The organism is Roseivirga sp. 4D4, assembly GCF_001747095.1.
Taxonomy (GTDB): Bacteria; Bacteroidota; Bacteroidia; order Cytophagales; family Cyclobacteriaceae; genus Roseivirga.
On record NZ_MDGP01000001.1, the window covers coordinates 2457481 to 2479033 of the forward strand.

At 40.8% G+C, this 21553-nt stretch carries 23 protein-coding genes; 12 read left to right on the forward strand and 11 right to left on the reverse strand.

From position 1 onward, the window contains the following. Window positions 1-7: 7 nt before the first annotated feature. The gene (locus BFP97_RS10790) at window positions 8-550 is read right to left on the reverse strand and encodes an RNA polymerase sigma factor (protein ID WP_069842429.1); all 543 of its coding nucleotides are present in this window, start codon (window positions 548-550) and stop codon (window positions 8-10) included. A gap of 240 nt (window positions 551-790) precedes the next feature. Between BFP97_RS10790 and BFP97_RS20735 the strand changes: the two genes are divergently transcribed. The 5 genes from BFP97_RS20735 to BFP97_RS10810 all read left to right on the forward strand — a co-directional run bounded on the left by BFP97_RS20735 (window position 791) and on the right by BFP97_RS10810 (window position 5953). Then, entirely contained in the window at window positions 791-964 is a 174-nt protein-coding gene (locus BFP97_RS20735) for a hypothetical protein (protein WP_170827451.1), read from the forward strand. A 2-nt stretch (window positions 965-966) separates the two neighbouring features. Beyond that, on the forward strand, window positions 967-1941 hold the full coding sequence (locus tag BFP97_RS10795) for an MBL fold metallo-hydrolase (RefSeq protein ID WP_083262512.1): 975 nt from the start codon (window positions 967-969) through the stop codon (window positions 1939-1941). A 148-nt stretch (window positions 1942-2089) separates the two neighbouring features. Then, the gene (locus tag BFP97_RS10800; protein ID WP_069842430.1) at window positions 2090-2914 is read left to right on the forward strand and encodes a mechanosensitive ion channel family protein; all 825 of its coding nucleotides are present in this window, start codon (window positions 2090-2092) and stop codon (window positions 2912-2914) included. Window positions 2915-3085: 171 nt separating this feature from the next. Further along, window positions 3086-4744, forward strand: coding sequence for a hypothetical protein (locus BFP97_RS10805; RefSeq protein ID WP_069842431.1), 1659 nt, complete (start codon window positions 3086-3088; stop codon window positions 4742-4744). Between the two features lie 36 nt (window positions 4745-4780). Then, a complete protein-coding gene (locus tag BFP97_RS10810; RefSeq protein WP_069842432.1) occupies window positions 4781-5953 on the forward strand; it encodes a hypothetical protein in 1173 nt (390 codons plus the stop codon). A 173-nt stretch (window positions 5954-6126) separates the two neighbouring features. Here the strand turns inward: BFP97_RS10810 and tsf are convergent, their stop codons facing one another. From tsf to BFP97_RS10855, 9 genes are all read right to left on the reverse strand, one after another. Continuing rightward, window positions 6127-6957, reverse strand: coding sequence for a translation elongation factor Ts (tsf, locus tag BFP97_RS10815; protein WP_069842433.1), 831 nt, complete (start codon window positions 6955-6957; stop codon window positions 6127-6129). A gap of 95 nt (window positions 6958-7052) precedes the next feature. After that, window positions 7053-7823: a 30S ribosomal protein S2 gene (gene rpsB / locus BFP97_RS10820; protein ID WP_069842434.1), complete on the reverse strand. Its 771-nt coding sequence runs from the start codon at window positions 7821-7823 to the stop codon at window positions 7053-7055. A gap of 24 nt (window positions 7824-7847) precedes the next feature. Beyond that, window positions 7848-8234, reverse strand: a complete 387-nt coding sequence (gene rpsI / locus BFP97_RS10825) for a 30S ribosomal protein S9 (protein ID WP_069842435.1) — start codon at window positions 8232-8234, stop codon at window positions 7848-7850. A 10-nt stretch (window positions 8235-8244) separates the two neighbouring features. Continuing rightward, entirely contained in the window at window positions 8245-8691 is a 447-nt protein-coding gene (rplM, locus tag BFP97_RS10830) for a 50S ribosomal protein L13 (protein ID WP_069842436.1), read from the reverse strand. Window positions 8692-8858: 167 nt separating this feature from the next. Beyond that, a complete protein-coding gene (locus BFP97_RS10835) occupies window positions 8859-9569 on the reverse strand; it encodes an RluA family pseudouridine synthase (protein ID WP_069842437.1) in 711 nt (236 codons plus the stop codon). A gap of 23 nt (window positions 9570-9592) precedes the next feature. Next, window positions 9593-10690 carry a sensor histidine kinase gene (locus BFP97_RS10840; protein ID WP_069842438.1) on the reverse strand — a complete coding sequence of 366 codons (1098 nt, stop codon included), beginning with the start codon at window positions 10688-10690 and terminating at the stop codon, window positions 9593-9595. A gap of 2 nt (window positions 10691-10692) precedes the next feature. Then, complete coding sequence (locus BFP97_RS10845) at window positions 10693-11379, reverse strand: response regulator transcription factor (RefSeq protein WP_069842439.1); 687 nt, start codon at window positions 11377-11379, stop codon at window positions 10693-10695. Between the two features lie 61 nt (window positions 11380-11440). Then, window positions 11441-12277 (reverse strand): DUF3108 domain-containing protein, encoded by an 837-nt coding sequence (locus BFP97_RS10850; RefSeq protein ID WP_069842440.1) that lies wholly within the window; start codon window positions 12275-12277, stop codon window positions 11441-11443. 10 nt (window positions 12278-12287) lie between these two features. Next, window positions 12288-13322 carry an aminopeptidase gene (locus BFP97_RS10855; protein ID WP_170827452.1) on the reverse strand — a complete coding sequence of 345 codons (1035 nt, stop codon included), beginning with the start codon at window positions 13320-13322 and terminating at the stop codon, window positions 12288-12290. A 99-nt stretch (window positions 13323-13421) separates the two neighbouring features. Here BFP97_RS10855 and recA point away from each other — a divergent pair, with 99 nt between their 5' ends. Both recA and BFP97_RS10865 read left to right on the forward strand, forming a co-directional pair. Then, window positions 13422-14441: a recombinase RecA gene (recA, locus tag BFP97_RS10860; protein WP_069842442.1), complete on the forward strand. Its 1020-nt coding sequence runs from the start codon at window positions 13422-13424 to the stop codon at window positions 14439-14441. 89 nt (window positions 14442-14530) lie between these two features. After that, complete coding sequence (locus BFP97_RS10865; RefSeq protein WP_221406601.1) at window positions 14531-14977, forward strand: hypothetical protein; 447 nt, start codon at window positions 14531-14533, stop codon at window positions 14975-14977. Between the two features lie 6 nt (window positions 14978-14983). On the opposite strand, the gene BFP97_RS10870 is transcribed toward BFP97_RS10865, so the two are convergent. After that, window positions 14984-16246 (reverse strand): ABC transporter permease, encoded by a 1263-nt coding sequence (locus BFP97_RS10870; RefSeq protein ID WP_069842443.1) that lies wholly within the window; start codon window positions 16244-16246, stop codon window positions 14984-14986. 256 nt (window positions 16247-16502) lie between these two features. On the opposite strand from BFP97_RS10870, the gene queA reads away from it, so the two are divergent. The 5 genes from queA to BFP97_RS10895 all read left to right on the forward strand — a co-directional run bounded on the left by queA (window position 16503) and on the right by BFP97_RS10895 (window position 21548). Further along, window positions 16503-17549 (forward strand): tRNA preQ1(34) S-adenosylmethionine ribosyltransferase-isomerase QueA, encoded by a 1047-nt coding sequence (gene queA / locus BFP97_RS10875; RefSeq protein ID WP_069842444.1) that lies wholly within the window; start codon window positions 16503-16505, stop codon window positions 17547-17549. Window positions 17550-17614: 65 nt separating this feature from the next. Then, a complete protein-coding gene (locus tag BFP97_RS10880; RefSeq protein ID WP_069842445.1) occupies window positions 17615-18277 on the forward strand; it encodes a 2-C-methyl-D-erythritol 4-phosphate cytidylyltransferase in 663 nt (220 codons plus the stop codon). Window positions 18278-18326: 49 nt separating this feature from the next. Continuing rightward, complete coding sequence (locus BFP97_RS10885; RefSeq protein ID WP_069842446.1) at window positions 18327-19112, forward strand: DUF1080 domain-containing protein; 786 nt, start codon at window positions 18327-18329, stop codon at window positions 19110-19112. A gap of 33 nt (window positions 19113-19145) precedes the next feature. Continuing rightward, window positions 19146-20384, forward strand: a complete 1239-nt coding sequence (locus BFP97_RS10890; protein ID WP_069842447.1) for a nucleoside permease — start codon at window positions 19146-19148, stop codon at window positions 20382-20384. An 18-nt stretch (window positions 20385-20402) separates the two neighbouring features. Next, window positions 20403-21548: a Gfo/Idh/MocA family protein gene (locus BFP97_RS10895; protein WP_069842448.1), complete on the forward strand. Its 1146-nt coding sequence runs from the start codon at window positions 20403-20405 to the stop codon at window positions 21546-21548. The last annotated feature ends 5 nt before the right edge of the window (window positions 21549-21553 follow it).

The window sequence follows — 21553 nt, forward strand, 5'->3', positions numbered from 1 at the left end:
GTTGTTTTTAAGTTCCCTGTGAATTCACAACTTCCAACTTCTCGTATTGAACTTTTAAGTCCTTAAGGGCCCGAAAGATTCTAACCTTGACTGCGCTTTCAGTGATGTCAAGTACCTCAGCTATATCCTGATACTTCATACCCTGATATTTACTTAGTACTAAGACTTCTCTTTTTTCTGCCGATAGCCTGTTCATAGCCAACTGCAGCATGTCAAGTTGTTCTTCCTTGATCCTCTTCTCTTCTGCATTGAACTCATCTCTGAAGTATTTATCTGTCACTTCCGGATCTTCCTTGTAGCCCATCTTCTTTTGCTTTTTATAATGATCGGCAAAAAGATTTCTGGCCATGTGGTACATCCAAGTGGTGAACTTGCCATCCCCCTTATAGGTATGGCTGTACTTCATTATTCTCACAAACACATTCTGCACAAGATCCTCGCTAATAGCGCTATCAGCGGTCAAGCGATAAAAGAACCCGTAAAGGGGTCTATTGTGTCGCTCGAAAAGCAAACCAAGTTGATCAAGTTGACCAGCTTTAACCTTGAGCATTAATGTGTTGTCTGAGAGTGAATCCAATGTTTTGTTTTGAGAATTCAGTGGGGGAAACTCTGGGTTTTCCGAATGGTTACAGGGGAAGTTACTTTTTTTCCTTGAATTTTTTTCAGCACTGAAAATCAGACCTTTGAGGCCAAAACCTTAACCTTATGTAGGTACCCGTATTTGTTTTTCAATTGGTAAACCTTAAATTGAAGTACCTATCAGACCAATAACCCAATTTCAATTACCCCAATGGAATTAACAAAAGAACAATTAGAAGTACAGATTGCCGAATTGAACAGCAAACTAACCGGTGACATGTTTAGCGACATGGACATCAAAGACGAAATCCACAACCTGACCATGAAGCTTAATGGTGTTAAGCCAATGGACTCTCACTTTGATTGTGTAGGTTGCGGTAGTTAATAATGAAGAAAGCACCTTTTTCAACCTTAAACTTAGAGCCGATTGTGGCTCTTTTTTTATTCTTATTGGTAGGCGCCTGTCAAACTGATAAGGAATATGTGGGCATGACCATACCGACAGATCAACCCTACCTCATAGTGCTCGGTGTTGCACAAGATGCCGGTTACCCTCAAGCAGGTCAACAGGAAGAATGGAAATTGATTAAAGAGGGAAAGGCCAGAAAAACTTACGCTGTATCTCTCGGCTTAATAGACCCCTTGAACAATCAACGTTGGTTGTTCGAAGCTACTCCCGATTTTAAGGAGCAGCTTCAGCTGATGGATCAGGTATCAAGTACTGATAACTACCCTTACGATGGGATATTTTTAACGCACGCCCATATGGGACATTATACAGGATTAATGCATATGGGCAGAGAAGCAATGGGGACTCAGAAAACACCGGTGTATGCGATGCCAAAAATGCATGAATACTTAAGCACAAATGGACCCTGGAGTCAATTAGTTTCTTTAGGAAATATCGACCTAAAATCAATAACGAATCAAGAGCCCACTACCATCGGATCGTTCAAAGTAACTCCTTATCAAGTACCTCATCGTGATGAATTCAGTGAAACGGTTGGCTTTAAAGTAGAATCGAATGGCAAGTCTATCCTATTCATTCCAGATATTGACAAATGGGAGAAGTGGGACTTAGATATTCTTGACATGATTCGGTCCGTAGACGCGGCCTTGCTAGATGCTTCATTCTTTAAAAATGGAGAAATCCCTGGCCGAGATATGAGCGAAATACCCCATCCTTTTGTCGAAGAAAGCATGAAACTCTTTGAAAACCTTTCAACAGAAGATAAAGCCAAAGTTCATTTTATTCATTTCAACCATACCAACCCACTTCTTTTCAGCAACAGTCCGGAGCACCAGTCAGTCTTAGATGCTGGGTATAAGGTGGCCAGAGAAGGGCAAGTCTTTACTTTCTAAGCTTCTGTTCCCATTATTAGAATTAAAGTCAGATTTGAGAATCTAATTCATGCCTATTTTGTATAAATGCTTCCTTTAAGGCCTCTGGACGCACTTTACACTAAGGCATAGCACTTGCATCATTGGCTTGAACTAAAACAAGCTAATTATGGATATCGATTTCGAAAAATATTACGATCAGGGAGTTGAGCTGATCATGCAACGTGGCCCAAAAATTATACTGGCCATTCTGGTTTTAATTATTGGTCTCAGGCTAATAAAATTCGCAGTCAAACTTATTAACAAAGGATTCGAGGCCCGCAACATTGACGTTACGCTTCGTCCATTTATCTCAAACCTCATTAACTGGATTTTAAAGGTCCTATTGATTGTGACCGTTGCCGATATGATCGGTATAGAGAATACGTCATTTGTCGCAATCATTGGAGCTGCTGGTCTTGCGGTAGGCTTTGCACTTCAGGGAACACTGGCCAACTTCGCAGGTGGTGTACTCATCCTTATATTCAAACCCTTTAAAGTAGGAGACCTTATTGAAGGCCAAGGCCATCTGGGTGTGGTAGAAGAGATCGAGATCTTCGTGACTAAAATTCTAACTCCTGATAATCGGTTAGTCATTATTCCTAACGGATCATTGTCCAACGGAAGTTTAAAGAACCTCACTGCAAAGGACAGTGTAAGGGTAGACCTTACCATTGGCATCGCCTATGATGAGGATGTAAAACTTGCCAGAACACTCCTAGTGGAAGTAATGAAGAACCATGAGAAGGTTGTAGCCGAACCAGCTCCATTTGTGGGTGTTGCAGAGCTGGCCGACAGTGCCATTAACCTAGCCGTTCGTCCATGGTGTAACCCAGCTGATTATTGGGATGTCTACTTCGATATTTTAGAAGGCTCCAAAGATGCGCTGGACAAAGCAGGCATTACTATTCCTTTCCCTCAGAGAGATGTGCACTTGTACCAGCATAATGAATAATTAAAGCATATTAACACCCCGATTGGGCCTCTTCTTAATTATTAGGAAGGGGCTTTTTTTTACCCTTTATCTATGGTAATCAATAATTCATAAAAAATAAAATATACTCTCACTAATTATAATTATATTTTACAATCATAAATTATCAGTCAAATAGAAAATAGACTCACTATGAAAAAGGCAGCATTCATAATTATTGGCACCCTCTGCACCGTTGGCGCATTAGCCCAAACCAATACTTTTCCGACTACGGGAAATGTTGGTATAGGGACCATTACACCAGGTTATAAACTACATGTAACCGGTACCGGCTACTTTTCGGATATCTTAAAACTCGCAAACAATAAGTCTATTAGCTGGGCAGGTACCACTTATGCCTCCATAAGAAACGAAGGCACTTATATGAAATATGGTGCAACCAGTGGTCATTATTTCGATGTAGGAGGAACAAGATATATGTCCATCCTAAGTGGTGGTAATGTGGGCATTGGTACTACTTCACCACAAATGCCCCTACATGTAGTAGCAAGTAATAATGGAAACGATGTTGTTACTTTTGAGAGTACTGATGGAATTGCAAACATTTATATTAAAGATAATCTCGGCCGTTCACGGATCCTTCATGTAGGTGATCAATTAAAGTTAAGGGCTAATGATACAGCTGACCATTTTATAATTGATGGAGGCAACAATAATATTCAATTCAATTCGGATGCTCTTTTTATAGATGGAAGTACAAGTAATGTTGGCATCGGCACCATTTCTCCACTATCAAAACTACAGGTTAGTTTGACATCAAATGAGCCATTGTCCTCTGCCGTTATGGGGAATTCTGGCCTGGTTGTTAATGGCAGGGATGGTAATTTTGACCTATTATCCTTTGACGATAATTCGACCGTTTCGAACAACATAAGTTTTGGCAGGTACAATGAATCTACTGGCGCACTCATACACAAGTTTGGAATCACTTCATGGGCCAATACAGGAATTACCGGAAGTAATTCTGGTGACAAGCTGTCCTTCAGTTATGGGGTAAACAAAGACATTTGGACCAATTCTAACTTGATGGTCCTAGATGCCAACGGAAATGTAGGTATAGGTGCTGACTCACCAGGTTATCGAGTTGATGTAGTTGGTCAGTACTCATCCAATTATTTTGACTCTCAGCTACACCTTCATACCACAAATAATACTTATGGAATGTTTCTAGGTAGTCATTCAGCCAACTATGGAGTTATCTCACAAGGAGGCCACTATTATTCCGCAGGAAGTTTTACAGCCAGAAGTAATTACAGTAGTGGCATTGTCCAAAATAATGGTTACATCCACTTATTCTCAAATTCAGGACTTGCTTCGGGAAATACTTTTACACCGGAATTCAGAATGACAGTTTCCAACAATGGCAATATTGGAGTTGGCACAACAACCCCAGGGGAAAAACTAGAAGTCAATGGTAATGCATTGATTGATGGGGAGCTCTACTCTAAAAAGGTGAAGGTAAGTGTTAACCCTGGCAACTGGCCGGATTATGTTTTTGCTTCGAGTTACGAGCTCAGAGCTTTGAGTGAATTAGAGGCGTTTATCAAAACCAACCACCACCTACCTGAAGTCCCCTCAACTGAACAAGTAGAAAAAGAAGGGTTAGACCTAGGGAATATGGATGCTGCCCTACTGAAGAAGGTGGAGGAGTTGACGCTTTACGTGTTAGAGTTGGAAGCTGGAAGAAAAAAGTTAGAAGTCCAAAACTCAAAGCTAAGAACGAATAACCAAGCACTCGAAAACACACTTAATGAGGTCATCGAGAGACTAGAAAAGCTTGAAAAAAAGTAGTCCTTCTCTCATTTCAAACTATCAAATCTATTCATCATGAAAAAAATAGCATACACTTTACTTATCCTCGTGCTCTATACCAGCGCTTTTTCACAGACCTATACGCAAACAGTTAGGATCGAGCCCAGTGTCTATGGCCCAAAACTCATATTGAATGATGTAAATCAAAGCAACAAAGTGCCCATTGAATTTAGGGTAAATGATGTCATTAAATGGGAGTTTGGACAAAGGCCTGTTGGACAAAATCATGACTTAGCACTTTGGCGATATAACGGTAGCTACACCAGAGTCATGACTTGGGATCAATTGAATGGTAATGTTGGGATTGGCACAGATTCTCCTAATGATCGCCTAAGTGTAGTAGGTCAAAACGTGAGCTTCCTCAGTAATACGACCTACAACACCATGAAGTTTGGAAGAAATTCCACCGAACGGCTTCAATTTCAAGTGGAAGACAACAACGCATATCTTGAATATTTTCAGGACAGTGATAATAATGGTGCTCACATTTTTCATATCAGGAATAGAGCAGATGGATCATCCCCAGATAACGATATCCGTTTTTCAACAGGTGGCCAGCAAAGACTTTCCATTAAAGACAATGGCAATGTAGGTATTGGCACCACTACCCCAGGAGAAAAACTAGAAGTCAATGGTAATACTAAAATTGATGGTGATTTGTATCAGGTGGGTCAAGCTAGAATGACAACAGGTTCAAACTTTCTTCGAGTCACTGCGGACAATGATGCCCCTATCAGAGTGAAATCAAATGACGGATGGGTAGGTATCGGCTTTGAAGACCCTGCTGGTTCAAGCTATATTTATTTCGAAGGGAATAAAAATCAATTTCACATTCAGTCAAAAGCAAAAATTTCTGGAGATGCAATTGTTAATGGTGATGTCGAAGCTATGAAAGTAAAAGTCAGTGTAAACCCCGGCAACTGGCCAGATTATGTCTTTGCTTCGAGTTACGAGCTCAGAGCTTTAAGTGAGGTGGAGGATTTCGTCAAGAAGAATGGTCACCTACCTGAAGTGCCCTCAGCTGAGAAGGTAGAAAAGGAAGGGCTCGATTTAGGAAATATGGATGCTACGCTACTGAAGAAGGTGGAAGAGCTGACGCTTTATATGATTGATATGAAGAAGGAGATTGAGGTTTTGAAGGAGGAGAATAAGAGACTAAGTAATGAAGTAAAGAAAGTGAAGAAGTGATTTTTCGTCATTGCGAGGACATGGGACGAAGCAATCTCCAACTAGCTTGCTGAGACCTGATTTGGAGATTCCTTCGTCAGGCTATCGTCTTTCTCGGAATGACGTTTATTCAACACAAAAAAAGCGACTCCGATACATCGGGGCCGCTTTTGTGTTTTATAATTTCGGATTAATTACCCGATAGATACTCTTTTGAAAGCTGTAACTGTCAAACCTTTGTTTACTGAATCAAGGTACTGGGCTACAGATTGCTTAGGCTCTTTTACGAATGCCTGGCTTAACAATGTGTTCTCCTTGAAGAACTTCTGAAGCTTACCTTGAGCAATTTTATCAAGGATAGCCTCTGGTTTACCTTCCTGACGTGCCTGATCTCTTCCGATTTCGATTTCTTTTTCAACAACCGCAGAATCAACACCGTCCTTATCAAGAGCAACAGGGTTCATTGCAGCGATTTGCATACCCACATCTTTACCAGCGTCAGCAACGTCAGCATCACCAGCACCTGTCATAGCAACTAGTACACCTAGTTTGCCATTTGAGTGGATGTAAGAAGCTACTTTCTCTCCTGAGATAGTTTCGTATGCAGTAACAGCAAGTTTCTCACCGATTTTACCCAAAAGCTCAGTCACCTTTGCTTCAACAGTAAGGTCTCCAAGACTTAGAGCGTTCAATGCAGCAAGGTCAGCAGGGTTGTTAGCTAATGCAGCGTCAGCGATCTCATTTCCAAGTGATTGGAAATCTTCGTTTTTAGCAACAAAGTCAGTCTCACAAGTAAATGCTACCAAGTGAGCATTAGTACCATCTTCGCTAACTCTTACAAATACACTACCTTCTTTAGTTTCTCTATCAGCTCTTTTCTCAGAAAGTTTTTGGCCCTTCTTTCTAAGAATTTCAATCGCTTTATCGAAGTCGCCTTCGGCTTCTACCAATGCCTTTTTACAATCCATCATGCCGGCACCGGTCATTTGTCTTAGTTTATTAACTTCTTGTGCTGTAATAGCCATTTTTATATTGTTTTATTAATTACAGATTGGTCTAAACAAAAATTGAACATCGAAGCGGATCCAATGTTCAATTTTGATTATGATTCAATTAAATCTTATGCTTCTTGTTTTTCAGTCTGCTGATCAGCAGCTTTCTTTTCTTCCTCAGCTCTCTCTCTTTCTCTCTCCTCTTTGTCTTCTTTACGAGCAGACAATCCTTCTTCGATCGCTTTTCCGAAAGCTCTGGTGATAATTTCAATTGACTTGAAAGCATCATCATTACCAGGGATAGCAAAGTCAGCCTTGGTTGGGTCAGAGTTAGTATCGCAAAGTGCAAAAACCGGGATATTCAACTTCTTAGCTTCTGCTACTGCAATATGCTCTCTCTTTACATCGATCACGAAAAGTGCAGCTGGAAGTCTAGTCAGGTCAGAAATACCACCTAATAGTTTTTCTAGTTTTGCTTTCTCACGAGTCTTCATCAAACGCTCACGCTTAGCAAGTGCTTTGAAGCTTTCGTCTTTCATCAACTTGTCAATACCTGACAATTTCTTGAGAGACTTTCTCATGGTAGCAAAGTTGGTTAACATACCACCTAACCATCTTTCTGTAACGAATGGCATGTTTAGTCTTTGTGCTTCTTCAGAAACGATAGCTCTCGCTTGTTTCTTAGTAGCGACAAACATCACCTTTCTTCCAGAACGGACGATGTTCTTAACAGCGTTTGATGCTTCTTCGAGGCTGCTAAGGGTTTTGTTAAGATCAATAATATGGATACCATTCTTCTCCATGAAGATGTAAGGTGCCATACGAGGATCCCACTTTCTCGTCAAGTGCCCAAAGTGAACACCAGCATCAAGTAAGTCTTTGTTAGTAATTTTTGACATTATATAACTTGATATAGATTCTAATTAACGTTTCGAGAACTGGAATGATCTTCTCGCTTTTCTTCTTCCTGGCTTCTTACGCTCAACCATTCTAGGGTCACGAGTAAGGAAACCTTCGCTTTTCAATGCAGGTCTGTGCTCAGCATCCACTTCGCAAAGTGCTCTTGAAATAGCTAGTCTAATCGCTTCAGCCTGACCTTTTGGTCCACCACCATCTACATTTACTTTGATATCAAAGTTTGTAGCCTGCTCAACTTTCACTAAAGGCTGCTTCACAATAATTTCTAAAACATCAGAGTTAAAGTAATCTTTAACAGTTTTGCCATTTACATTAATGTCACCATTACCTGGCTGCATGTAAAGTCTGGCTACAGATGTCTTTCTTCTTCCGATTGTATTTGTTACGTCCATTGAAGCGATCTTATAATTCTTTTACTGTTGGTTGTTGAGCCTCATGTGGGTGCTCAGCTCCTTCATATACATATAGATTGTTGAAAAGACTTCTTCCCAATCTATTCTTAGGCAACATACCTCTTACAGCTCTTTCCACTAAAAGTGTAGAAGATTTCTCTTTCAACTGTCTAGGTGTAGTTGCTTTTTGACCACCTGGGTAGCCAGTATAAGAAAGGTACACTCTGTCTGTCCACTTCTTTCCTGTCAACTTCACTTTGTCGCAATTGATTACGATTACATTGTCTCCACAATCAACATGCGGAGTGTAGCCTGGCTTATGCTTGCCTCTAATCATTTTAGCTACCTCACTTGCCAAACGTCCCAATGCTTTTGAGTTGGCGGCATCAACCAAGACCCACTGCTTATCTGCAGTTGCATTGTTGGTCGATTTTGTCTTATAACTTAGTGTATCCACTTCAGTATATTTAATTGACTTTTAATACTTTATTCAGTCCTCCCCTTAAAAAGGGACACAAAGATAGAAGTTTGATTTTTCAATTCCAACACCACTATTAATAATTCTTTTCAGAATTAAAGACCTGAATAACCTGAGGTCAAAATGGACAGCTAGGAAGTCGAGAATTAACGCTTGTTTGCCATCAGTTGTTTGCGCAAAACAGCCATATCTTTAGGGTAAGGGGCTTGTACGGTGATGTTCTCTTTGAAATTGTCAAAAACAAGTTCATGAGCGTGTAACGCGAAACGCTTGATCAAAGGGAGTTCTTCGGTGTCTTTTTTGAGTTTGAACTTCCTCTTGATCTGTGAAAGGAACAAAGGATCACCTCCATACATCTGGTCGTTGATCAATGGAGCCTTGCTCTGCGAAAGGTGAATTCTAATCTGATGCATACGTCCCGTTTCAGGAATACATTCAACTAAAGAATGAAATTTATACAGCTCTAAAGTGCTGACAGTCGTTTTAGCAGGTTTGCCTACTGCATAGTCAATCTTAGTTGTGCCTTTGCTTAATGCGTAGATCGGCAGGTTTATAAGCTCTGCCTTGAACTCATGTACCCCATGTACAAAGGCGTGATATACTTTCTTAATGGATCGATGCTCAAACTGTAATGAAGCATGACGATAGGCCTCCTTATTTTTTGCCAAAAGAATACACCCAGAGGTCTCTTTGTCAAGTCGATGGCATGCCGAAAGATTTTCATCGTACTGCTTTGCCAGCTTCTGCAAATTTACCGGATCGTTACGGTCTTCTAGCGAAGCCATAAACGGAGGTTTATTGACAACCATAAAGTTGTCATCCTCATAAATGATTAATGATTCGAAATTGATTTTCATGCGCTGGGCAAAATTAACAAGAACTAAGCGTCTTCTTGTTCTAGCAACTCAAGTTCCAGTCGGGCCTCCTCTTCCATTTCTTGAGTACTTTGACCGATAGGCAGTTTAAAACTAAAAATCGAGCCTTTCTTCACTGTACTAGTCACATTGACCTGAGTCTCGTGTGCTTCCAGTATGTGCTTCACAATAGCAAGTCCCAACCCTGTGCCACCACCTTCTTTGGATCTTGACTTATCAACTCTGAAAAATCTCTCGAAAATTCGACTTAGGTCCTCAGGAGGAATCCCCACTCCCGTATCACGGATGAAAACCTTAACTTCATTTTCTTCAGTCTCTATGCCAACCTCTATATTCCCATTGTCGGTATACTTGACAGAATTTGACACAAGGTTCATGAGTACACGGTAAATGCGCTCCGCATCTGCATGTACGAATATGGGTTCACTGTATTCTCTATCAAAGCCAATTGTGAGCCCCTTCTTTTCAACTTTATTTTCAAGTTGATCGATAACCTCATGCGCGGTTCGCACAATATCAAAATGCTCCATGTGCATTTTGATTTCACCCGTTTCTATTTGCGATAGTGTGAGCAGGTCATGAATCAAAGCATCAAGATTATCCAAACTCTTTGCTGCTCGTTTCAGAAACTTCTTACGGACTTTCTTATCGTCAACAGCACCATCTAATAAGGTATGTACAAATCCCTGTGCCGCAAAAACAGGCGTTTTTAACTCATGACTCACATCTGCCAAGAACTCTCGTCTGAAAGCCTCCAATTTCCTGAGGTCTTCTATCTCCTTGTTTCGATTAACCCCATAGGTATAGATTTCTCGATTGATGCGCTTTAAAGGGTTGTTGGTGTCAGAGGCGTCACCGGCATCAATAAAAGAGAAATCCTTCTTCCTCATTTTATTCAACACCTTATATATCTCTCCTATTTCTTTAAAGACTAAAAACTCAAAAGTAATGTAAACTAATAGGTAGGTGGCCGCGAAGGATAATAATGCGGTCACTAAAAGACCTTGCTCAGAAACATCCGGCACCAGAGATAAAAACGCAGTGGTTACAATAGCAACGACTACTGCTAAGACCAATGCAACGACTCTGGAATTTAAAAACATCTCTAAGCTACTTCGAACTTATACCCTACGCCCTTGACGGTTGAAATATATCCGTCACCTATTTTCTCACGTACCTTTCTAATATGTACATCAACGGTTCTGGCCAGTACATAGACATCGGTCCCCCAAATATTCTGAAGCAATTCGTCTCGACTAAAGACTTTATTTGGGTTCTGCGCTAAGAAATAAAGTAACTCAAACTCTTTCTTAGGCAATGTAAATTGATCTCCGTTAGCGCTCACCGTATAGCTCGATCGATCAATCGTTAGATTACCTGCAACAATCTGGGGCTTCTTTTTATTCTTACTTTCTTTCCTAAATAGCGCACTAATGCGACTCATTAAAGCCCTCGGTTTGATGGGTTTTGTAATGTAGTCATCAGCGCCTGCCTCAAAAGCTGCTACTTCAGAGTACTCCTCTGTCCTTGCTGTCAAAAAAGTGACGTGTGCATCTGACATTTCTGGAATTTCCCTGATCTGACGGCAAGTTTCAACGCCATCCTGTTCGGGCATCATAATATCTAGGAGGATAAGGTCCGGAACGAATTTCTTGGCAATAGAAACGGCCTTCATACCGTCTTCTGCAATTTCGACCTCATAACCTTCTTTCTTAAGGTTGTACTTTAAGAGTTCAAGGATGTCAAGGTCATCATCTACAACGAGTACTTTAGGGCTTTGCTTGTTTGTCATGGATTTTCAGTTGTCTAACAAAGATATACGAAATATAGACTCTCGGACAACTAATTTTCAATCACTCAACAATCGCCATAGGATGCTTTAGGTTTTCGGCTTTCTTGAGCTCAACGCGCAAATAACCCACGTATATCTTTGCTTGAAACTTAAGCGGAACCTTATTGAGGTCATCTGAAAGCCAGACTTTCAAAGTATTGTCCTCCTCAAAGAGACTGTCTTTTTCAATAATCGGTACAAGGACAACTGATTTGACTTTACCAAACTTGGTCTTGATTACTTCTCTACCCGTAAACTTCACTCGAAAAGGTTGTTCTTTCTCATCAAAAAAAGTCTGGATGGTGATAATCTCACCAACTTTGAGCTTGTTAAAATCGATTGACCTTAGGTAATAGTACCCAGTCACCATATCCTGAACATTATGCGGTATGGCATACTCCTCTGTCCGCTCAAGTCGTTTCGTTTCCTTATGCAACTTATTAACAGTCACCGAATCACGATCGTGATGAAAGTAGAGGATCTCGTTTTTTCTAAAGCGACCTTCTCTTATGTATCGGTAGAAACGTTGAGGAATCAGCTGTTCGGTATCATAATAGGTACCCCAATTATCTCTGACTGGCGAGAAGAAATCGAAGATACCAGAAGTCCGTGCATTGATGTCAATTTTCCAGGTCGGGCGATCGTTAATCGTGTAAATGATATCACTCACACTAAAAGTAGCTTCAGCCGCTTTTACAAACCCAATAGATGCCTTCATTTCCAGGCGTTCACCTGGTTTAAAGGGCATATCATCTGTCAGGGCATAATCTTGAGCAAAGGTTAGGTGAAAAGCTGCCAAGAATAGGATAGAAAAAAATAGTCTCATTTTAAACTTTCCTGTCTTTCTGACAAATGCCATACCAATAATTTCAAAGAGAGGGGTATTGCGCTTTAAGGTATTCCAAATATGCGAGAAGATCTCCGTCAAATTTTTGCTCTAATGTGAGTGCTAAAATGTCCTGCTGAGAATTGTATCTCAGCAACGACATAAAGAAAGTATTATTTGGTGTAAAATTATCAAAATAGCCGACATAACGCTGTGATTTAAAGTCAACAGTATCAAAATTGACTTTGATATCGTCAATCAAAGCCGCTTTAAGAGACACCTTTTTTTCTAAGTCCAAATCTGTCAGTGTTTGATACAAAGAATCCAGGCGTTGAGCTGCTCCAAGCATATAACTCTTGAAAGCTTCTTCGTCTGCATTCTTATCAATAAAATCGCTTACCTCTTGGCTCCCCTCACCATACTTTTCTTCTAAAAACATTATTGCTCCCCTATCTCCAATAAAAGAGGCCAGGTTTTCATTAAAGGTTACCGAATCTTTTACAAATAGGGTTCCATGGGTTAGTTCATGAATGATCAAACTCGCTAAGTCACCCTCTGACCTGTTGAGCATGTTGGACAAGACAGGGTCTTTGAACCAGCCCAATGTTGACCAGCCACCGGCAGTTCTTAAACCCACTTCCATACCCTCTTCTTCACGAATTCTTCTGGCTTCGTCAACCGCTTTTTCTCTATCAAAGAAACCCTTATAGGGGAACTTACCCACTATTGGGAAGTTCCAGAGCCTTGGCCGAAAAGCAAAGGGCTCACAAGCAGTAATCACAAACATGGAAGGCTGACCCTGCTGATCGAATATGGTCGAATAATTCTCTGAATAGTTTATTCCTAGCTTTTCAAAAGCGAAAGCCTTAGCCTCCAAAACCACCTGTACCTTCTCTCTCTGATCTGCAGTGATTGTTGTATCCTGAAGGTATTCTTCCAAAGGAATTGACTGATTGATTACTCTTAATTGACCTCGTAATTGCATGAGTCCATAGTTCACCAATTCGAACTGCCAAATCACAGCTGAAATGATCAATACCAACAGTACTAAACCTACTCTTTTTAGTATTTTCTTCACCTTCATTAGGATGTAAAAATAAGCCTTAATCTATCGTTGTTAATTGAAGTCTTTACTACTATCTTCACAGACTATTCTGAACACAAATACCCCATAAAGATGAGTGAGAATTCCGAAAAACTAAAGGCATTACAATTAACAATAGACAAACTCGAAAAATCATACGGCAAAGGAGCTGTTATGAAGTTGAGTGATGAAACTGTCGTAGACCTTCCTTCTATCCCTACAGGATCGCTTGGATTGGATATAGCACTCGGAATTGGAGGAATCCCTAGAGGTCGTGTCATTGAGATATATGGCCCAGAATCATCAGGTAAAACCACTCTTACTTTACACTGTATTGCTGAAGCCCAGAAAAAAGGAGGCCTTGCTGCATTTATTGATGCGGAACATGCATTTGATAGAGGCTACGCAGAAAAACTCGGAGTTGACACTCAGAACCTGTTAATCTCTCAACCAGACAATGGTGAGCAAGCACTAGAAATTGCTGAGCATCTGATTAGGTCAGGCGCCCTAGACATCATTGTGATTGATTCAGTAGCTGCTCTGGTACCTAAGGCTGAACTTGAAGGAGAAATGGGTGAAAGCAAGATGGGACTTCAAGCCCGCTTGATGTCTCAAGCCCTTAGAAAGCTTACAGGAACAATCAACAAAACTGGTTGTGCTTGTATCTTCATTAACCAACTCAGAGAAAAGATTGGTGTGATGTTCGGTAATCCTGAAACTACTACAGGTGGTAACGCATTGAAGTTTTATTCTTCGGTAAGACTTGACATTCGAAGAATTGGCCAGATCAAAGAAAGTGCTGACAATGTCATGGGTAACCGCACAAGAGTTAAAGTGGTGAAAAACAAAGTAGCTCCTCCGTTCAAGATTGTTGAGTTCGATATTATGTATGGTCAGGGTATTTCCAAATCTGGTGAGATTCTTGACCTTGGAGTTGAATTTGAAATCATTAAGAAAGCTGGATCATGGTTCTCTTATAATGGAGAGAAATTAGGACAAGGACGTGATTCCGTGAAGAATTTGATCGAAGACAATCCTGAGCTAGCAGAAGAGCTCGAAAACAGAATAAAAGCCGTAATCAACGGAGAAGTAGAGGAAGCTTCTGTCGAATAAAGGCACTCATTAAGCATTATTTAAAAGCCCTCTATCGAGGGCTTTTTTTATGGTCCAACCCCACTTCAATAATCTCAGTTATGAATATTATGAAATACACTTTCTCAAAAGCCGCATTGACAATCACTATTTCACTCCTAACCATCGCCTTTGCAAGTCATCCTAAAATTGGCTCAACGGATGACTCGAAATCCACAACGCTCACTACTGTGGAATTTGTTGAGGTATTAAATGACAACCAGAAAGAAGCTCGGTATTACTACGAAAACAATTGGTTGCAATTGAGAATACAAGCCAAATCAAAGAACTATATAAAGGAATACAACCTACTAGAGACGGACTATTCTGAGGACGGTCCATTTCACTTTATTCTGATCACTACTTTCGCTGACCAAAGCCAGTTTGAAGCAAGGGAAAAGAACTTTGGTGAGCTAATAGAAGCCAAAGGGGCACTTAAACTACTGAATGATACCCAGCCCAAAGACTTTCGAAAAACCGTATTTGTCAAAAACGAAGCAAAGCAGCTAATACATTAGCACTCCTTATGCCGATCGCATCGCCTCCACAGGATCAAGCCTTGCTGCTTTTGCTGAAGGAATAATTCCAGAAACAATACCAATCGTACTGGATACGACCACACCTAAAAGGATGTTCTTCGTTGAAAGCATTACCTCCAAGTTTCCTAATGGAACAAATGTCAACAAGTAGACAATGAGAATCCCTGCTACACCTCCCAGTAGACATAAGAAGATCGACTCAAATAAAAATTGGAATAGGATAAAGTAATTTTTTGCTCCAAGCGACTTCTGAATACCGATCAGTTTGGTACGTTCCTGAACAGATACAAACATGATGTTCATAATACCAAAGCCTCCTACAAGGATCGCGAAACCTCCGATTACCCAGCCTGCAATTCCCAAAACATCGAAAATTCCTCCAAGGGCATCAGCAAGGGCTTCTGGTCTATTGAGTGCAAAGTTTGTCTCGTCTTTCGGCCTTAAACCACGAACTTTCCTGAGCATCCCCTCCATCTCATTTTGAAGTTCCACCAGACCAATGTCATTATCATAACCCTTCACCGCTACTGAAGGGTTAATCCCGAAAACCCGGCCAATGTTGTACATTTTTGTAAACATCTTATAAGGAATGAAGACGCGATCATCACTACTTGGGGTTCCAATAAAGCTCTCACCTTCTCGCTCCATTACGCCAATCACACGAACCTTGTAACCTCTGACCTTAATGTCTTTACCTACGGCTTCTTCATTCGGAAAGAGTTGTTTGGCCACTTCATCACCAATAAGTGCTACTGTTCTTCCACCCTCAATTTCTTGTTGGGTAAAATATCTTCCTTTCTCAACTGCAACCTCATAGACATCTTTGTATTCGTAGGTCATCCCCCAAATGTCAGTACTACTCAAGCTGCTACTTCCTTTTTTGATAACACTAGATGCCCTGCCCACAATGGTCACCGCAGAAGCATTTTTGAGATTGGCGTTTAGAAATTCGTATTCAGCGTAATTGTTATTAGGCCTTCTGAAATATTTCCACCAAGGATAATCAGGATCAGGGCCGTCTCCAAATGGAAATTTGTCAACAGTAACCACATTAGAACCTAAGAAGTCAAGACTATCTTTAATATTCTTTTCCAGGGAGTCTACTAACGTAAAAACCAAGGTGATCAGCATGATACCAATGGTAACCCCTAATAGTGAAAGTGTGGTTCGAAGCAGGTTTGTGGTTAAGACCTGCATGGCAAACCTTATACTCTCTGCAAACAACTTAAGAAAAATACCTAATCGCATGGAAGAAGCGCTTTAAAGCAACAATACTTTTACAACGTAAAGAATCAAAAAATGTAAACGCCATAAAACGGAAAATGGTTAAAAAAACTATTCTTCCTACTGAAAGGAACAATACCCAGTTAAGTGGAGAGACCTATGTGACCTGAAAATCACAAAACTTTCCAATTAGATTTCCAGCAGAATTCATGCAAAGCTGAAGCAAATATTCATATCTTTGCCAGCTATTTGAAATTCAAGGTTTAACAAGAAACCCTATATGAAATTATCAGCTTTCAAACTTGAGCTTCCAGAAGACAAGATCGCTAAATATCCTGTAGAAAATAGAGACGAGTCAAAATTGATGGTGTTGCACAAAGACACTGGCGAAATTGAACATAAAGTCTTTAAGGATATCGTTGACTACTTTGATGAAGGAGATGTAATGGTGAACAACGACACCAAAGTATTTCCGGCCAGACTTTATGGGCAGAAGGAAAAAACAGGGGCTCAAATCGAAGTTTTCTTATTAAGAGAATTAAACTCCGAAATGCATCTTTGGGATGTACTCGTAGATCCTGCAAGAAAGATTAGAGTTGGCAACAAACTCTATTTTGGAGAAGGTGAGTTAGTAGCCGAAGTAATTGATAATACGACATCAAGAGGTAGAACCATCAGATTCTTATACGATGGTAGTGATGAGGAATTCTACAAGACGATCGATACATTGGGTGAAACCCCTCTTCCGAGAACTATCCCTAGAGAAACTGAGCCAGAAGATAGAGAGCGATTTCAAACTATTTATGCCAAGCACGTAGGTGCCGTAGCTGCTCCAGTAGCCGGTCTTCACTTTACGCATCAAGTATTGAAGCGTTTGGAAATCAAAGGTGTTGACGTTACCCCGATCACCCTACACATTGGACTTGGCACTTTTAGACCTGTAGATGTAGAGGACCTTACAAAGCACAAAATGGACTCTGAGAACTATACCATCTTGGATCCAACAGCGGAAATCGTAAACAGAGCCTTAGATAATAAGAAGAGAGTTTGCTCCATCGGAACTACTTCTATGAGAGCACTGGAATCTTCAGTTTCAGCAAGCGACAGATTGAAAGCCAATTCTGCATGGACGGACAAATTCATCTTCCCTCCTTACGAATTCAAAATCTGTAATGCTTTAGTGACTAACTTCCATTTACCTGAATCTACTTTACTTATGCAGGCAGCAGCCTTTGCTGGCTATGACCTGATGATGGAAGCTTACCAAACAGCTATTAAAGAAGATTATAGATTCTTTAGTTACGGTGATGCGATGTTGATCATCTAATCCATAATGAACAATAAAACTGAAAGCCTTCTTAGTATACTAGGAAGGCTTTTTTAATTTTAACCATGCAGAAAAATGCCATCATCGTTGCGGGAGGAAGTGGAACTCGGATGCAGAGCGAATTACCCAAGCAGTTTCTCCTCTTGAATGGCAAGCCCATTTTGATGCATACGCTTGAAGCGTTCAACTTTGATGATATCGAGATTAGGCTTGTACTTCCAGGGGAACAGATTGAATACTGGGAAACGCTCTGCGAAGAACACACATTCGCAGTCCCCCACCATATTGTTCAAGGTGGAGAAACACGATTCCACTCCGTTAAAAATGGGCTGGATAGTATCAAGGGAAACGCAGGTCTTGTTGCGATTCATGATGGCGTTAGACCATTAATCAGCAGGGATATTATTTCAGCCTCATTTGATCAGGCTCTAACCCATGGCAATGCCATTACTTCAGTGCCCTTAAAGGATTCATTAAGAGAAATCTCTTCAAACTCAAATCGATCCGTAGATCGCTCAGTATATAGGTTAATCCAAACCCCTCAAACCTTTCAACTCGGTCTCATTAAAGAAGCATTTGAAACACCTTACCAATCCGCATTTACTGACGATGCTTCAGTCTTTGAAAACAACGGTGGTTCTATCCACCTGATAGACGGAGACTATCGAAATATCAAAATCACAACCCCAGAAGATTTATTGGTTGCCGAGTCATTTTTAGCCAGATAAAACTAGCTTGATTTCAGGTAGATTTTCCCTATCTTATTGCTCCATTTTTATGACGAAACGCGCCTTTTTCTCTTGCACCCTTTTAGGGATAATTTTTTGCTGCCTTACATCCTGCAACCAAAGGGAGGATGAATGGATTCAACTCTTTAATGGAAAAGATCTTGAAGGCTGGACACCGAAAATCACGGGCTATGATGTAGGTGAGAATTATGGAGAAACCTTCAGAGTAGTTGATGGCTTATTGACGGTTTCTTATGACAAATACTACCGTTTCGATAATCGTTTTGGTCACTTATTCTATAAAGACAAGTTCTCTGACTATCTACTACGAATTGAATATAGATTTATCGGTGAACAAGTAGAAGGTGGAGAGCTTTGGGCTAAAAGAAACAGTGGTGTTATGCTTCATGCACAGTCACCTGAATCAATGAACAATCAACAAGACTTCCCTATCTCCTTGGAAGCACAATTTTTGGGAGGATATGGCGAAGGTGAAAGACCTACTGGAAACCTTTGCACCCCTGGCACACATGTAGATATTGACAATGAGTTTGTCTCGCAACACTGCATAAATGCAAAAGCCCCCACTTACAGTGATGATCAATGGGTGACTATTGACATACTAGTCAGAAATAATCAAGAGATCGCTCATATCATAGCGGGCGATACAGTCATCAAGTATTCAAACCCCGTCATTGGCGGAGGTGTAGTAAATAATTTCAAAGAAGAAATAAAAGAGGACGGAAAGCCTCTGACTGAGGGATATATCGCTTTACAGAGCGAAAGCCATCCTATTCAGTTTAGAAAAGTAATGTTAAAGGACCTTTCAAAGTAGACCAGGTCTGTAGAAATACTAAAACGATCAACTATGAGTACGAGTAACTCCGAAATTACGGTAAGACTAAGCATCATGATGTTCCTCCAGTTCTTTATTTGGGGCGGATGGTTCGTGACTTTAGGCACATTTTTGGGCAATAATATCAACGCTAGTGATGGACAGATCGCGCAGGCATTTTCCACCCAATCTTGGGGGGCGATTATAGCGCCTTTCATTATTGGTCTCATTGCCGACCGGTACTTCAATGCTGAACGCATCTTGGCTGTATTGCATCTGGTAGGAGCCGTTTTGATGTACCTAATGTCTAATACCACAGAGTTTAGTGTATTCTATCCTTATGTGCTAGGTTATATGATACTGTATATGCCAACCTTGGCGCTCGTTAATTCTGTGGCGTTCAGAACCATGAGCGATCCTTCGAAGGATTTTTCCAAAATCAGAGTTTGGGGTACTATAGGATGGATACTAGCTGGTTTGGTAATCAGTTTTGTATTCTCATGGGATTCTCAAGAAGCCATTGCCTCGGGCATGTTGAAAAACACCTTCTTGATGACAGCAATCGCTGCAGGTGCTTTGGGGCTTTTTAGTTTTACACTGCCAAAAACACCACCAGTGGTGGATAAAAATGAAAAGGCCGGTATTAGAGAGATCTTAGGCCTTGATGCCTTAAAGCTTCTGACTGACAGAAACTTTGCCGTATTCTTTTTCTCGTCAGTTTTAATCTGTATTCCATTAGCTTTCTACTACCAAAATGCCAACCCGTTCCTAACAGAAATTGGTGTTGCAAATGCCACCGGAAAAATGACCATTGGGCAGATTTCAGAAGTTCTGTTTATGCTTTTACTACCCGTATTCCTAAAGAAATATGGTATTAAGAAGACACTCCTTTTCGGCATGTTGGCTTGGGCTTTAAGATATTTACTCTTTGCGTTTGGCAATGGTGATGAGCTAGTGTTTATGCTTCTGACGGGTATTGCACTACACGGTATTTGTTATGATTTCTTCTTTGTTTCTGGCCAAATCTATACTGATTCAAAAGCAGGTGAGAAATTCAAAAGTTCAGCACAAGGTTTGATCACACTCGCCACTTATGGAGTGGGTATGTTGATCGGTTTCTGGGCAGCCGGAAAGATTTCAGAATACTACGTAACGGCTGATGGCCATGCTTGGGAAAGCATCTGGGTTATCCCTGCAATATTCTCAGCAGTGGTATTCCTAATATTTACCTTCTCGTTTAAAAACGAGACAATAGAATACAAAGAGGACTAACCTTATATCACAAAGAAAATGTCAGATAGAAAAAAGATCAGATTAGGGATGATTGGCGGTGGACTTTCCTCCTTTATTGGCATCGTTCACCGAATCGCCACCTACATTGGTGAAGAATACACCTTAGTGGGTGGTGCCTTTGACACCAACTATGATAATGCCCTCACATTTGCCAACAAACTGGAACTCGATCCATCAAGAACATATCCAAACATTGATACCTTCATTGAAAAGGAACTTGAGCTGCCAGAAGACCAGCGCATCGAAGCGGTAGTTGTGGTGACCCCTAACTTCCTGCACTATCCTATGGCGAAGCAACTAATTCAGGCTGGCTTTCATGTCATTTGTGAAAAACCGGTAACCAATACTGCCGCTGAAGCCATAGAATTGGAAGAACTGGTTGAGAAGCACCAAGTGGTCTTTATGCTTACGCATACCTATACTGGTTATCCAATGGTTCGACAGATGAAATCCATGATTGCAGATGGAGTTATTGGTGATATTCAGAAGGTAGATGCACAATACTACCAGGGCTGGATCAATCCAGTGATTCATGACAAAGAAAAGCGCAAAGGTGTTTGGCGCCTTGACCCTGAAAAGGCAGGTCAAAGTTGTTGCATGGGTGATATTGGCGTCCATGCCTTTAATATGATCGAGTATACTACGGGTTTGAAAACCATGAAAGTATTAGCGGACCTCAACACATTATATGATGATAACCCGCTGGATATCGATGGCACTAGTTTGTTAAGGTTTGAGAATGATGTACGTGGCATAGTCAGAGCAAGTCAGATCGCCACTGCCGAAGAAAACAGCCTCCGTATCTCAGTATACGGAACCAAAGGCGCATTAAAGTGGGAGCAGGAAGACCCTAATTATTTATACCACCTTCAAGACGGTGAGCCTGTACACGTTTTAAAACCAGGACATGTTTATGCCAGCAAGCTTGCTGAGGAAAGTACAAAAATGGCCCCAGGTCATCCAGAAGGGATATTCGACTCTATGGCCAATCTCTACATCGGTGCTGCTAAAGCCATTAGAGGAGAAGCGCATATGGATGGTGCTTACCCGACTATTAGAGACGGTGTCAGAGGCATGAAATTTATAGAAGCTGTACTGGCATCCGACAGCAACGGTAATACATGGACAGAAATTGAAGACTAAATAGC

Bases quoted from the DNA above. Each gene is read 5' to 3' on its own strand.
- BFP97_RS10790 (WP_069842429.1), bottom strand. From the start codon at position 550: ATGCTCAAGGTTAAAGCTGGTCAACTTGATCAACTTGGTTTGCTTTTC.
- BFP97_RS20735 (WP_170827451.1), top strand. From the start codon at position 791: ATGGAATTAACAAAAGAACAATTAGAAGTACAGATTGCCGAATTGAAC.
- BFP97_RS10795 (WP_083262512.1), top strand. From the start codon at position 967: ATGAAGAAAGCACCTTTTTCAACCTTAAACTTAGAGCCGATTGTGGCT.
- BFP97_RS10800 (WP_069842430.1), top strand. From the start codon at position 2,090: ATGGATATCGATTTCGAAAAATATTACGATCAGGGAGTTGAGCTGATC.
- BFP97_RS10805 (WP_069842431.1), top strand. From the start codon at position 3,086: ATGAAAAAGGCAGCATTCATAATTATTGGCACCCTCTGCACCGTTGGC.
- BFP97_RS10810 (WP_069842432.1), top strand. From the start codon at position 4,781: ATGAAAAAAATAGCATACACTTTACTTATCCTCGTGCTCTATACCAGC.
- tsf (WP_069842433.1), bottom strand. From the start codon at position 6,957: ATGGCTATTACAGCACAAGAAGTTAATAAACTAAGACAAATGACCGGT.
- rpsB (WP_069842434.1), bottom strand. From the start codon at position 7,823: ATGTCAAAAATTACTAACAAAGACTTACTTGATGCTGGTGTTCACTTT.
- rpsI (WP_069842435.1), bottom strand. From the start codon at position 8,234: ATGGACGTAACAAATACAATCGGAAGAAGAAAGACATCTGTAGCCAGA.
- BFP97_RS10835 (WP_069842437.1), bottom strand. From the start codon at position 9,569: ATGAAAATCAATTTCGAATCATTAATCATTTATGAGGATGACAACTTT.
- BFP97_RS10840 (WP_069842438.1), bottom strand. From the start codon at position 10,690: ATGTTTTTAAATTCCAGAGTCGTTGCATTGGTCTTAGCAGTAGTCGTT.
- BFP97_RS10845 (WP_069842439.1), bottom strand. From the start codon at position 11,379: ATGACAAACAAGCAAAGCCCTAAAGTACTCGTTGTAGATGATGACCTT.
- BFP97_RS10850 (WP_069842440.1), bottom strand. From the start codon at position 12,277: ATGGCATTTGTCAGAAAGACAGGAAAGTTTAAAATGAGACTATTTTTT.
- recA (WP_069842442.1), top strand. From the start codon at position 13,422: ATGAGTGAGAATTCCGAAAAACTAAAGGCATTACAATTAACAATAGAC.
- BFP97_RS10865 (WP_221406601.1), top strand. From the start codon at position 14,531: ATGAAATACACTTTCTCAAAAGCCGCATTGACAATCACTATTTCACTC.
- BFP97_RS10870 (WP_069842443.1), bottom strand. From the start codon at position 16,246: ATGCGATTAGGTATTTTTCTTAAGTTGTTTGCAGAGAGTATAAGGTTT.
- queA (WP_069842444.1), top strand. From the start codon at position 16,503: ATGAAATTATCAGCTTTCAAACTTGAGCTTCCAGAAGACAAGATCGCT.
- BFP97_RS10880 (WP_069842445.1), top strand. From the start codon at position 17,615: ATGCAGAAAAATGCCATCATCGTTGCGGGAGGAAGTGGAACTCGGATG.
- BFP97_RS10885 (WP_069842446.1), top strand. From the start codon at position 18,327: ATGACGAAACGCGCCTTTTTCTCTTGCACCCTTTTAGGGATAATTTTT.
- BFP97_RS10890 (WP_069842447.1), top strand. From the start codon at position 19,146: ATGAGTACGAGTAACTCCGAAATTACGGTAAGACTAAGCATCATGATG.
- BFP97_RS10895 (WP_069842448.1), top strand. From the start codon at position 20,403: ATGTCAGATAGAAAAAAGATCAGATTAGGGATGATTGGCGGTGGACTT.